The sequence below is a fragment of the Leptolyngbya sp. 7M genome (assembly GCF_018128485.1).
This window is the reverse complement of the sequence record NZ_CP070897.1, coordinates 2135061-2147500: the sequence shown is the minus strand read 5'-3', so window position 1 is coordinate 2147500 and position 12440 is coordinate 2135061. Positions and strand designations below refer to the sequence as shown.

Below are 12440 nucleotides of genomic sequence, written 5' to 3'. Positions count from 1 at the left end.
CAGAGTGCTTGAGCTTGGCTGCGGCAACGGGACAAACCTTATCTCATTTGCATATACGCATCCCGAAAGCAGTTTTCTTGGGATCGACCTTTCTTCAGTTCACATCGTAAAAGCTGATGACACAAAACAGCGGCTAGGTTTGAAAAACATCAAGTTTCAATGCCTGGATATTTTAGCGATCGATCCAAACGAGTTAGGCAAATTCGATTTCATCATTGCTCACGGATTGTTTTCATGGGTTCCTGAAGAAGTGCGCGAACGCATATTAACCATCTACTCCGAATGTTTAGCACAGAATGGTATAGGATACATCAGCTATAACGCGTATCCGGGGTTTCACATTCGCGAGATAGTGCGCCGCATAATGCGGTATCACACCCGGACGATCGAGAGTCCGCTCGAAAAGGTCGAAAAAGGTGTTGAGATAATTCGTCTTTTGTCGAACGCCCGTCAGGACGAGATCCGCATTCTCTCAGACACGGATCACGGGGGAGAAGACTATGTCAATGAAGTTAGGCGATATGATGCCCTCATTTGAAGGGGCAACTACTTGGTTCAACGGTTCGCTTGAGGAGACGAGAAGAGCCATACAGGGCAGACCGGTACTTGTTCATTTCTGGGCGGTATCGTGCGGTATTTGCAAAGACAAAATGCCGCAGGTTCAGGAACTGATCAGGATGTATAGTGAAAACGGGCTGCAAACCGTGGCCGTCCATATGCCGCGTTATGAGGCCGATACGGATCTGGATACGGTGGGTCTGGCCATTCATGATAACAACATCACCGAACCCGTGGCGGTGGACAGCCTACATAAATTGAAAGGTGCCTTTCAGAATGAACAGGGCTGGGTACCGGTCTATTATCTTTTCGACGCGGAAGGAAAATTGAAAACGCGTGCCGCCGGTGAATTCGGGGTTACCGTTTTGCAAACCGCTCTAGAAAAGTTGTTCGTACCAAAAGCCGAAGCCGCCGGTGGTTAGAGCACACCAAAAACGAATGAATGGGGAAATGATCTCAGGTATTGGCCGAACATCAGTTCCCCTAAGTATTTATCTGTGAAAGTATAAATTCAGATATTTCCTGTAAAGATCTCCCAAAATATAACGCTGATTATGTAAATGCTCACTAAGATCGAACTTATCAGAAGCAGTATGAGCAAACCGATGATCCCGAGCACAAAAAGGTAGTCAGTTGTAGTGCCGACCTTTCCGGTCGCCCGCGTTCGGATCAGATCCATATTCTGCTTGTTCGACTTCCAAACAAAATCGAAAGCATCGCCGAGGAAGGGGATCATCCCGACCAGGTAATCAAGCCCGATATTGAAACCCATTCGAAGAAGAGTGATCTTTGGCACACCGTAACGCACGCCTGCAAGTAAAATATAGAAAGAAGCAAAGGACGTAAGCGTATCGCCAACGTTGGGCACCAGTCCGATCAGCGAATCAAGCCCAAAACGCCAAGTCGTGCCCGGGATACGGAAAAGGCCGTCAAGGTAATGGGCCAAGCTATCAAGGCCTTCGTCAATCTGAACCTGCCGGCGGTCGAGCTGGGCGTCATTCATACTATCTTTCTACTATCCGCACGGTCAGGATCTTATCGCCGCGGACAATGTTATCTACGACCTTCATATCATTTTCGTTCACTCGGCCGAACACCGTGTACCCGCCGTCAAGGTGCGGCTGCGGAGAGTGGGTTATGAACCATTGCGAGCCGCCGGTGTCTTTCCCGCTTAGGGCCATTCCCACCACGCCGCGCCCGTAGGGCACCATATTGACCTCACAGCGAATATTCCAACCTGGACCGCCGGACCCATTGCCGCGCGGATCGCCGTCCTGCATCACGAAATTCGGCACGACGCGGTGCACCTCGAGTCCGTCGAAATACTTAGCGTTTGCCAGCTTGATGAAGTTATCAACGGTTAGCGGCGCCTCCTCAGGCAGAAGATCAATGGTAAATGTTCCCTTTTGTGTCGTCAGCACAGCCTTCGCCGATCCGTTCTTCCGTCCGGCCGCCCGTCTGTAATCGGCGTCCGTGTTTAGGATGACCCCGAGCTTTGAACCGCTGCGCGGATCATAGTTCCGGAGCGGTTCGACGCGATTTGTAGCATCTTTAAAACTTTCCGTGAGCTTGTTCGCGACTATCAGATCATACGCCCGTTTCCGAACAAGATGGTTAGATGAATTTAAAGCAAGACGGATCGCATCGAACGAACCGGGCGTATCCAATTTTACTGCAGAGGAAAGCAGGGCAAGCGACGCATCATCTTCAGTCTTATCATCGACCAAAGCACGTCCGAAAGCGGCTTTTGCTGCATCGGCATTTTCTTTTGTCGGCGGCAGTTCAGCGATCAGCGAAGCCGCAGTGGCCCTGATCTGCACGTCCTTGTTGAGAAGTGCCTTTCGAAGGATCTCTCCCAGGTCGTCCGTTTTGAAGCGGGCGTACGCGTTTAGCACGTCAGGAGCCGCCATTATCGTGTCGGCCTCGTCTTTTGGATCTGCTTCGGCATAGGCCTTTGCCAGCGGACCGAGTACGGTCGGGGCTTCGGCTTTCATTGTCTTACCTTCTTCGGTTGTCGGCTCGATGTTCGCGAATTCGCCTATTATCAGCGCAAGCGTCCGATACTGCTTCCAGTTTGTAAGTTCCGGCGCGTCTCCATCACCCCTGCCGGGTGCTATGCGTACCCGCGCTACATATACTTCGGGCGTCATACCCTTATCGAACTTTCCAAATTCTCTGAATAGCTTGACCGCATTTTCGTTAAAGCTGCCGGGAATTATCTGGCCGAGAGCAACTGCCAGTTCGACAAACTCACTGTGTTCCGCTGGAATGAGGTCCGGCTTTGCAGCCTTTGAATAGTTCTGCATTAGTGTGGCGCCGTATTTGATCAAAGGCTCTCCAGTTGCCGCTATCTTCAATGCACCGAGCGAGCGTATCGCAGAAACACGAACACGGCCGTCTTTGTCATTCGTCGCAGCATTTACGAGGAGTTCGGCCGAAGCCTTGTCCTCGCCGGTACCGAGTAGTCGGGCCGCATTAGCACGCACGATCGGATCGGCGCTTTTTGTCAAAAGTTCGCGGGCCTTTTCATTTGCCCCTTTATAACGAAGCCGTACGAGCGCATTCAACACATCGGCGAGCAACGCGTTGTCCGAATGACCCATGAATGCCGTTAACGCTTCGGCTCCGGCTTCGGGTCGACTTCGGAGAATTGCCGTTGCGCCGGCACGGACGACCTCGGTCGAAGGCGAAATCGCGCGTTCCTCGCGTTCTTCGTTGAGCACCCTAACAACAGCGAGACCTAACTCCTTCGAAACAGCTTCGTTCGGATTTGCGGCAGCTATCTTCCCCGCGGCCTCCACAGCCCGGGCAAGCATGACACGGTCCCTCTTTGCAAAGCCTGACTCTGACTTTAAGATGTCTATTATCATCTCGGCTCCAGCTATCGATTCGATCTCGCCCATCGCGAACACAACTGAATGCAAAACGTTTGGCGTCTCTGCCTTGTCCTTAAAGATCTTGACAAGCTCAGGAACCGCTGCCGAATTACCGATCCGTCCCGCGGCAATCACGGCGCGTTCCTGTACAGCCGGATCTTTGCTGGCCAAGAACGGCTTTAGTGCATCAAAGTCCCTGGCATCCTCGACCTTTAGTATCGCAACCTGAGTCGAGATTGGAACTTGTGAGTTAACAACTGACAAAAGAAATAATACGAGACTAAAGGTTAGGACCAGTGGTTTAATCATATGTACAAATATAACACTTGCGGGTAAAACAGAATATGTTTTATCAAGCCACCGCAACACACATTCAGCTCAGGAAACGATCAGAAAAAGATATCTACTAAGAAGGATAAGTGTCTATAAAGCTATAGAAAACAGCTATGTTCAGGAGAAATATCGACACTGTATTTTTATTTGTGTTTGGTGGTTACACAAATAGGCTAAATTGTTTTTGCTATCTGTCGGATGGCTCCCAAATGATACGCGCTGTGCGCGAGAAGCCCCAATGCCATTCCGATCTGCATTTCGGTCCATTCGCGTTCTTGAGCAAGACATATTAGAGCGTTCTGATATGCTGCCCGAACACTCTGCCGCAACGCATTCCACTCACCTTCGTTAACTCTCTCTATAAGCCAACTATCCTCCCAGTTAACTTCTTCCGTGCGGCCATTCATGTATTCGCAAAGCCTATCCAAATAGAACTTTGCGTGTTCGGTCTGCGCGGCGACGGTAGTTCCAAAATGATCTTTCGATGCTTGTTCCGCTGAAATGTTGTCGAGTGTTGCAAAAAAACCGACACCTCTATCAAGATATGCGCTTGGCGTTCCTTCAAGTGAACCTTCGAAAGTTTCGCGGAGCAGATATGCAGTTCCGCCGACGAACCGCTTTGTTTGAATGAGTGATAAGCTCTCGTTCATTTATGTTAGTCTTTTCACTTAGAGCATTATGAAAGATGCCCGACAGAAATTCATAGATGCCTTAAGCATATCGCTGGCGCAAGGCACGTTTGTAAAGCTCACGCTTGGAAATTATAAGGGTGTCGAACCGCAACTGCAAAAGGTCCTCGTACGGCAGATCGAAACCAGAAAAGGCCCACGTCTATTTGTTCAGGCAAAATACTCACAGCGCGATATTGTCAAGAACTATCCGGTTGATGAAGGTATCCAGATCGTTAATGGGATGATTGAGAGCGGATTTCGAAATGCTCACCTTTTCACAACGTTGAATGATTTTCAGCTCGACATCGGAAAGCGGAGTTCGCGCTTAAACATTGGCCGCCCAACATTTTTGGAGACAATTGTTGAACATCACGATCGGAAGAAGCGTTATCTTGTGGATCAGAACGCCGCTTACCTTAAGCCTCTTGGGATCACCAACGATTCAGGACATATACGAGCCGACGGCCGTGATAAATGGAAACAAATGAACAAGTTTGTCGAAGTGCTGAACGGTATTTTTAGGCGTTCTGCTCTCTTCACGAAGAATGAGATCACCATAGTGGATATGGGGTCAGGAAACGGCTATTTGACATTTGCCACCTACGATCATTTTACACGTTATTTAGGCAAGAAAGCTAAGATTAGGGGTATCGATTTACGTGCGGATCTTGTTGAAAAATGTAACGCCATATCGGAGGCATGTGGTTTCGATGGGCTCCGATTTGAAGCAGCGTCGATCACTGAAACGCCGATAGAGACCATCGATGTTCTCATTTCCCTCCATGCCTGCGATACAGCCACTGACGACGCTCTCTACAAAGGGATCAAGGCAAATGCCGAGATAATCATTGCGGCCCCCTGCTGCCATCGGGAGGTCCGTAAGCAGCTGAAGCCGCCCGAACCTTTGCAGAGTATATTGAGACATCCGGTTCTTCTTGAAAGGACCGCCGAAAGTATTACTGACGGCATCCGTGCCCTATTGCTAGAGAGCGCCGGATATTCCACAAAAATGTTCGAGTTTGTCCCAACCGAACATACGCCAAAGAACAATCTTCTCGTGGCTAACAGGCCCCTCAACAAACATAATTTCCGCAGTAGTGAACAGGAGATAGCAGCATTACTGAAAAACTTTGGTATCTGCCGCCAAACTCTCTACAACCACCTTTATCATGCAGCCAAACAGAAAAAGTCAGGAGTGCCACTGGAACAATAATGAAAGACCGCTTGGAGGGAATGTCTCCAAGCGGTCTTTGTGCCTTAGATAGAGTTGGTTTGAACTAACCTGAACTAATTAGAGTTAGAATGGAAGCGGGAACGGAACCCGATTGCGCCAGTCGCCGCTCCGATCATTCGGATAACGGTTATTCCGATTGTATCCGTATGTCTGGGCGACCATGTTCAGGTCTCGACGCATCCGGCTAAAGTCCGAACGTAGGTGCTTCCTGATGCCGAAGCCCAATTCTGTATTTTCGCTTAAATCACAGCGCTTTTTTGCATGAGGTTTGACCAAGTTTGATTCGATCATTTGACTAGACCAATGCAAACGCTCCAGACAGGATTCGAACCTGTGGCCGACCGCTTAGAAGGCGGTTGCTCTATCCACTGAGCTACTGGAGCAGAATCAGGATGACCAGTCAAAGGTTAGCTAGGCTGGTGATGGTTTAGCCGGTTATGATTTGACTAACTTAACTTGACTAATCTGAACTTGACTAATTTGGCTAAATTTTGGGCAACCTAGAGGCAAATCCCCGTGTGGTTGGCTTCCCTCGTGCACCACTATAGCATCTATACCTCATACCATCTGGAACAAGTCTTTATATCACCGATATCAACTGCTTATTTCCTGGCTTATTTCAATCCTGATTAGGAGTTGCTTGACCGCACCATGTTCATCTTGAAACGGCAGGATGTTGAGATCTACAGCATTCAGCATCCCAAAAAAGATCAGCAGGTTCCAATTCTCCAATATCAGGGACAAACGTTTCGTCTGATCAACGTGTTCAATGCCGCTCAGGAAGAAGAAGCCCGCGCCTACTGGCGAGATTTGACCGACAACCGGGGCAAGGCCTGCGTTTTACTCGAAGAGCCAGAACGATACAGCGTTTGGGGCAAGATTCGGCTGGAACAGCTCAATGCCGAGACTGCAGAGGTGCAGGAGACGGCTGGTGTGATTCCGCCCTGCTGTGTGCAGGCTTGTTTGCTACTGCTGCAAGCTGTGTATATCGATATTGAAGATTTGCTGGGTGCGAGGCAAAGCACTGCCTTTCGCAAAGAGCTGATGGCTGTGTTTCAGCAATACCGCTTACCTCAAGCAGATTCGTCCGATGGGTTAGAGCAATTATTGACGACCGATCCGCTGGCCTTGGTTCAGGTTCCGGCTTGGCAAGAGTTGCATCTCAATCGGTTGCTGCAAGAACTATACCGCCTCGGGAAGCAGCATTTCGGCAATAGTAATTTTGTAGAGCGGGCAATGGAAAGCTTACAGGATATGCCGTTAAAGGAACGGGCCTTTTTTTTGGCTTGGTTGAAGCGATCAGGAGCAGGCAAACTTTGGCAGTAGTCAACAGGCTGCGATGCAGTCGATCGGCAGTCCAGGTTAAATTTTCGCCAAAAGCCGATCGGGAATCGAATTTAGCTTTTCGACTTTGGGCATAATGGGTAATGCTCAAGACATGATTGACTACTGTCGAACCTCTATTCGCTTCGAATCTGGTCACTGTGAAGCTAGCGAACGCTTCATAGCTTGACTGCTTTGCCTTAGGTGCTTAGCTGGGAATGGTCTGATAGCCTGTCTAAGTTTTGGCCTCGTGTCCCTGGGCAGGTTTGTGGTTCAGTTCCTGCTGCCCCCTCTATATAAAGCCTTTTGAGGAACAGTCCCTTGAAAAAGAAAACCTCCTTGCGTGGCCCGTCCCTACTATCAGTCCAGAGTGTTGTCTTGGCGGCTGCCGCTTGGGCAGTGCTGGCTCTGCTGTTCTTCCTGACATTTAGTGTTTCAGCGCCAGGGACAGAGCGTCCGGAATGGTATCAAAAAATTACCTACATTATGGAAAACATGGCGTTTTTAGGCGCTGGTGTTCTGTGCTTTCGCAATTGGCGCAGTAGTCAAATTGTCAGCGGTGGTACGGTCTGGCTGGCTCTGGGGCTAGGGATGTTTTCCTATTTTATTGGCAATTTGCTGCTGGCCTACTGGGAGGTGGCACTGGGGCAAGAGCCGGAAGTGTCGCCGGGTGACTTATTTTTCATCCTCACCTACATCTTTCTGGGCTGGGGTATGTTGCGGGCAGTGATTTCCAGAGAGTTGAATTTGACTCCTCTCCAGTGGATTTTGCTAGCCATTATTGCCGTTGGCGGTGTTGCGATTGCGATCATCTCGGCCACGGCTCCGCCCGATATAGCAGTTCTTGACACTGCTACTGAACTAGTGCCTGAAGTGCCAACCGAGGCAGAGACAGTTGCTCCCACCTGGGTGGCGTTTGTGGAAGAACAGCTCGCTCCGATTGCGGCTCCCTTGAAATGGCTTTACATCATTGGAGACGTGATCTTGGTGGTAATGGCTTCAACGCTGCTGTTGGCTTTCTGGGGCGGACGGTTTTCGCTCTCTTGGCGCTTCATTGCCCTGGCTGCTTTCTCGTTTTATATCGCCGATATCTGGTTCAACTACGCTACCAACTACATTCCTGATTATCAAACGGGTGCTCTGCCGGAAGTATTTTGGATTTTTAGCGGTTGCCTATTTGCCATTGGTGCGGCCCTGGAATACGACCTTTCCACTCGGCGGCAAACCCGACGTAGACGCTCATAAAAGCTAATTCATGCAGCTGAATTGCCAAATTTGACATAAAGTTGTCAGCAGTTAGTCAGAAAGTTGTCAAAACCTGTTAGTACAAGCCGGAAATAAGCGGAAGGCACGCTGTTGTGCTTGCTACAATTTGAGAGCTGACGACATCGCTGTTTGGAACTCCCGGCATGGCTGCTAAGAAATTGTCTGATTTGGATAAGCAAGAAATTCTTGATCGCTATCGGCACTCGGATGAGACGACCGTGTCGCTGGCGGCCCAGTATGGGGTCAGCACCAGTACGATTAGCCGGATTTTGAAGCAGAGTCTACCGGAACAGGAGTATGAATCCTTGGTGCAGAAAAAGCGACAGGGGACAGGCAGGTTGTCACCAGACCAGGACATGCTGCCCGGTCTTTCTGAGGAGTTGCTAGTGCCGGAAATACGGACTAAACCCGTGATTGCGGAGCCGGAGCAGGTGGTGGGCAGTCCCCAACGGCGTCAGCGCAAACGGTCTACAGCCGGCATGATCTCAGCAGAACAGCTTGCTGCCTCTGCAGCCCATCTGTCCCAACTCGATCTGGCTCCAGGCGCGAAAAAACTCAGCGAATTGGAATTACAGCCCGAAGGACTCGACCCGGTTCAAGAAGCTTCGCTGGTTGCGGCTGAGGCATTTGAGGAAGAGCTGGACGAGGATGAACTAGAGGATGAACTAGATGGGGAACTAGACGAGGACCTTGACGAAGATCTAGAAGACGACCTCGATGACCTGGAAGACGACCTCGATGACGAGGAGTTTGACGAGGCGGAATTAGACGGGGAAGATGACTTGGTGAGTTTGGGCACCAAACAGCCGGCTGGTAAACTGCAAATTCTGCCCCTGAATGAAGCCTTGATTCCTCGCACCTGCTATGTGGTGGTCGATCGCTCATCGGAACTGATCACCCGCCCTCTAAAGGATTTTTCGGAACTGGTGCAGATTCCTTCTGCCGAAGTTCAGGAGCGAACGCTGCCGATCTTTGATAATCATCGAGTGGCAAAGCGGTTTTTGAGACGGATGCAGCGGATTATCAAAGTGCCGGATGGTCGCATTTTCCGGAAGGTTTCCCCATACCTTCAGGCCAAGGGGATCACCCACCTGCTGATCGACGGTCAGGTTTATTCGTTGCAGTAGTCAAGCAGTGTGAAGCCGTAGTCAATCGGCTAGCTCCCAGAGCGCCAAATGCCGATCGCCAAGGCTGACCCAATCAGACCGAGCGAGGTACTGAAAGCGAGAACTAGCCCCAGCGGAATTTCAACTGATTGGACGTTCAAGAATTGGAGAGAAATGGGAGTAGCGTTCTGAATTGCGATTAAGGCAATCGCACTAATCCAGATAGCTAGAACTAATGAAGTTAAAAACTGAGACATAATCTGCAGAGTTAACTCTTTCGTTAACTACTAGGGGAAGGTTGGACAGAGGGTTGGACACAGTCTTCTGTTAGGCACACCACCAGAATGGATTGAATTGCAGCATCGGGCTTGAACTGCTCTGTTTCATTGTAGTCACCCGTGGGCGAAGCATAGATCCCAGCTAGGGAAGCGTTGCCGTTGCCGGTACTGAAGGACAGATTGCCAGCCGGTTGATTAGCAAAGCGAGCATATTCCCGCGATTCGTTGTCTGTGTTGTAGGACAGTGTGACGTTACCGTAGGTTTCTTCCGCGTCGGCAATCAAAGTGCCAGGCCCGACATCTTCGGCAGTGCGAAATTTGGCATTGTCGGTCAAAAGGCCCTGAATCACGTCTTGATCGGTAAACGACTGACCTGCTAGGTAAAGAATGTAAAACTGCACTTCGCCAGCCTGACGCACGGCAATTGCGTCAAAGTCCACAATAAAGGGCGACTCCACCGTAAATTCGGCTTCAGTTCCCAGTTTTTGCTTCAGTTCGCCTAGGGTCATCCCTAATTGTGCTGTGCCAATTCCTCTGGGAGAGATCAGCCGATCTTCAGTCTCACTGGCGACAGTAGCGGGGGATTGGTCTGGCTGACTTTGAGGTGTGGCTGGAGCGAGGCTAGGGCTGGTGGTTGGGGTCGGTGTAGGGGATTCGGCGACCGTGGATGGCTGAGGCCCATTACAGCCTGTTAGCAGCAGTGGCAGACTAACCAAGACAAAGCGGAGTTTCAAAAACAAATTCATCAATTGTCCAGCTAAAACGAAGGGAGGCGAACTCTCAGTAGCTACATCTCACGGTTACAGAGGTAGCTTAGACAGTTGCCATCCCTAACTTAACGGTTCTAGAAGTCGAATTGCCACTCTTTTTGATGGAAGGAATGGCAATGAATAGACTGACTACCAGGAGGTTGACTAGTTGACTAACAGTTAGGACTAAGTACAGCCATCCTTTCTTGAGTTTGAACGGGGTGCAGGGGTGGAACCCCTGTGTGGGGGCGAAGCCCCCACACCCCCTTGTTCGCAACCAATTTGTGAACGCTGTAGGTGAGCATAATTAAATATAAAACCCAAAACCCTGCGCTGCCCGCAGCGCGGGCAGCGCAGGGTTTTGAATCTGATTTTTAATTATGCCGAGGTACTTAGTAGGACTAAAACTAATAGGACTAACAGTAGGAACGGATGTCTTCCCCACATTCATCTGCTAGATAGCAGAGTGCTCTAAATCGTAAGGTTACAAACTGTTCATAGAGGGGATTGAGCTTGCACAGAGGGGGAATATGAGCAATTGTACGACCGAGGAGTTTAACATCTCGCTCGAAGGGGCATTGAGCCGGGATCAATTTGGCGATCCAGCGAGCGGTCTTGACATTGCGGACTTCTAAGCTATCAATCCAGCGACGAATGGGTTGTAACGGGTTGGAGGGAGAGGTTTGGGAAAGCAGTGAACGGAATACGAACAAGGTGGACATGATTTCACCTTCTAACTTTTCAGACGGAACGACCGAAAGGCCGCACTTTGGGTAGCTGGGTTGCCTCTAGCATAGGCAGGGGATCGCTGTTGTAGGTTAAGGGAAGGGCAAATCCTGCTGAAATTTCGCTAAAGTTCGATGAAATCTGGGCTGATGAGTTGTGGCCTCAGAGAGGCGGCATGATCTCGCCGGCGTCTGAGACCGCAAGCAGGTCTTGCATGGTTGTGGGATAAAGTGAGAATGCGATGGCTGCCTCGCCAGAATCGACGATCCGTTCAAGCTCTTCTGTACCTCTACCGCCACCGACAAAACCGATCCGTTCGTCCGTTGTCGGGTCCATGATGCCGAAAACCGGCTCCAGCAAATATTTGTGCAGGATCGTTACATCAAGCCGCTCTACCGGATCGGGCTCTGTGAAATAATTTACCGCAAAGTTCAGCTCGTGCCATCGCCCATCAATGTACATACTGATCTGGCCGTGTTCCCGCGGCGTACTCTCATTCCCATCAAGGAAAACGAAATTTTGCCTGATGGCGTCGAAAATTTCTTCTTTCGACAAACCATTCAGGTCCTTGATGGTGCGGTTATATGCTAGGATCCGCAATTCTTCGGCCGGGAACAAGCCGGCCATAACAAAGTTCCGTTCGTCCGCAGTTTCGGCCTCACCGCATTCCGTGTTAAGTACCTCGCGAGCCTTTGATGCACTTTCAAGTCGATGGTGTCCGTCAGCAACATAAAGAGCTGGAACCTCGGCAAAGGCTTCGGTTATCGGCTTTGTATCCTCTGCCCGCCAAACCGTATGCCGCACATTTTGGGGGCAAATGAAATCATATACAGGTGTGCCTTCTGCAGCGTCTAGGGTCAACTTTCTTAGCTGCTCAGTACCGCGAAAGGTTAAAAATATCAAACCCGTCTGTGCACGAAGTGCAAGCATATGGCGTGTGCGGTCTTCCACCTTGTCAGGACGTGTTCGTTCGTGTTTCTTTATTAGTCCATTTTCATATTCATCAAGCGAACAGCAAGCTACAATGCCCGTTTGCCGGTGTCCGCCGGATTCAAGCCGATAAACAAAATATGCCGGCTCATCATCTTGGACCAGAACGCCGGAGGCAAGGAACTCCTTCAGGTTCTGCTTTGCCTTTTCCAGGCTTTCGCAATCGGCGTCCTCAGATTCGGGGCGAGTTATCCTCAGAAAGCTCAAACGATTTTCCAGCACGGAACCGCGTGCCTCCGCTTCATGTACTACGTCATATGGAACGCTTGAGACCTGCTTTGCTTTCTCGGGGACGGGGCGGAGAGCCCGAAACGGTTTAACTAAAGACAC

13 protein-coding genes and 1 tRNA gene (1 of these 14 only partly in view) are annotated in these 12440 nt (G+C 50.1%); 6 read left to right on the top strand and 8 right to left on the bottom strand.

Features of this window, described 5'->3' with window-relative positions:
- A protein-coding gene (locus JVX88_RS10225; protein ID WP_211627216.1) for a class I SAM-dependent methyltransferase crosses the window boundary here: on the top strand, window positions 1-538 show its 3' portion. It extends 125 nt beyond the left edge of the window; the window shows 538 of its 663 coding nt (coding positions 126-663); its start codon lies off the left edge, out of view; its stop codon occupies window positions 536-538.
- Window positions 501-980, top strand: coding sequence for a redoxin family protein (locus JVX88_RS10220; RefSeq protein ID WP_211627215.1), 480 nt, complete (start codon window positions 501-503; stop codon window positions 978-980). The genes JVX88_RS10225 and JVX88_RS10220 overlap by 38 nt, the downstream gene beginning before the upstream one ends.
- An 89-nt stretch (window positions 981-1069) precedes the next feature.
- Here JVX88_RS10220 and JVX88_RS10215 read toward each other — a convergent pair whose 3' ends face one another.
- The 3 genes from JVX88_RS10215 to JVX88_RS10205 all read right to left on the bottom strand — a co-directional run bounded on the left by JVX88_RS10215 (window position 1070) and on the right by JVX88_RS10205 (window position 4417).
- Complete coding sequence (locus tag JVX88_RS10215; RefSeq protein ID WP_211627214.1) at window positions 1070-1561, bottom strand: DUF4112 domain-containing protein; 492 nt, start codon at window positions 1559-1561, stop codon at window positions 1070-1072.
- Window position 1562: 1 nt separating this feature from the next.
- The gene (locus tag JVX88_RS10210; RefSeq protein ID WP_211627213.1) at window positions 1563-3743 is read right to left on the bottom strand and encodes a peptidylprolyl isomerase; all 2181 of its coding nucleotides are present in this window, start codon (window positions 3741-3743) and stop codon (window positions 1563-1565) included.
- 197 nt (window positions 3744-3940) lie between these two features.
- Complete coding sequence (locus JVX88_RS10205; protein ID WP_211627212.1) at window positions 3941-4417, bottom strand: hypothetical protein; 477 nt, start codon at window positions 4415-4417, stop codon at window positions 3941-3943.
- Between the two features lie 28 nt (window positions 4418-4445).
- Between JVX88_RS10205 and JVX88_RS10200 the strand changes: the two genes are divergently transcribed.
- Window positions 4446-5651 (top strand): class I SAM-dependent methyltransferase, encoded by a 1206-nt coding sequence (locus JVX88_RS10200; protein WP_211627211.1) that lies wholly within the window; start codon window positions 4446-4448, stop codon window positions 5649-5651.
- A gap of 84 nt (window positions 5652-5735) precedes the next feature.
- On the opposite strand, the gene JVX88_RS10195 is transcribed toward JVX88_RS10200, so the two are convergent.
- Both JVX88_RS10195 and JVX88_RS10190 read right to left on the bottom strand, forming a co-directional pair.
- Window positions 5736-5963, bottom strand: coding sequence for a hypothetical protein (locus JVX88_RS10195; RefSeq protein ID WP_211627210.1), 228 nt, complete (start codon window positions 5961-5963; stop codon window positions 5736-5738).
- Window positions 5964-5982: 19 nt separating this feature from the next.
- A tRNA-Arg gene (locus tag JVX88_RS10190) sits at window positions 5983-6055 on the bottom strand.
- A gap of 268 nt (window positions 6056-6323) precedes the next feature.
- Between JVX88_RS10190 and JVX88_RS10185 the strand changes: the two genes are divergently transcribed.
- From JVX88_RS10185 to JVX88_RS10175, 3 genes are all read left to right on the top strand, one after another.
- Window positions 6324-6998 (top strand): Npun_F0813 family protein, encoded by a 675-nt coding sequence (locus tag JVX88_RS10185; protein ID WP_211627209.1) that lies wholly within the window; start codon window positions 6324-6326, stop codon window positions 6996-6998.
- Window positions 6999-7316: 318 nt separating this feature from the next.
- Entirely contained in the window at window positions 7317-8240 is a 924-nt protein-coding gene (locus tag JVX88_RS10180; RefSeq protein WP_211627208.1) for a hypothetical protein, read from the top strand.
- Between the two features lie 164 nt (window positions 8241-8404).
- A complete protein-coding gene (locus JVX88_RS10175) occupies window positions 8405-9388 on the top strand; it encodes a hypothetical protein (protein WP_211627207.1) in 984 nt (327 codons plus the stop codon).
- 259 nt (window positions 9389-9647) lie between these two features.
- Here JVX88_RS10175 and JVX88_RS10165 read toward each other — a convergent pair whose 3' ends face one another.
- The 3 genes from JVX88_RS10165 to JVX88_RS10155 all read right to left on the bottom strand — a co-directional run bounded on the left by JVX88_RS10165 (window position 9648) and on the right by JVX88_RS10155 (window position 12440).
- Window positions 9648-10391, bottom strand: a complete 744-nt coding sequence (locus JVX88_RS10165; RefSeq protein ID WP_211627205.1) for a hypothetical protein — start codon at window positions 10389-10391, stop codon at window positions 9648-9650.
- 419 nt (window positions 10392-10810) lie between these two features.
- Window positions 10811-11116, bottom strand: coding sequence for a Mo-dependent nitrogenase C-terminal domain-containing protein (locus tag JVX88_RS10160; protein WP_072009760.1), 306 nt, complete (start codon window positions 11114-11116; stop codon window positions 10811-10813).
- 166 nt (window positions 11117-11282) lie between these two features.
- Complete coding sequence (locus JVX88_RS10155; protein WP_211627204.1) at window positions 11283-12440, bottom strand: DUF1015 domain-containing protein; 1158 nt, start codon at window positions 12438-12440, stop codon at window positions 11283-11285.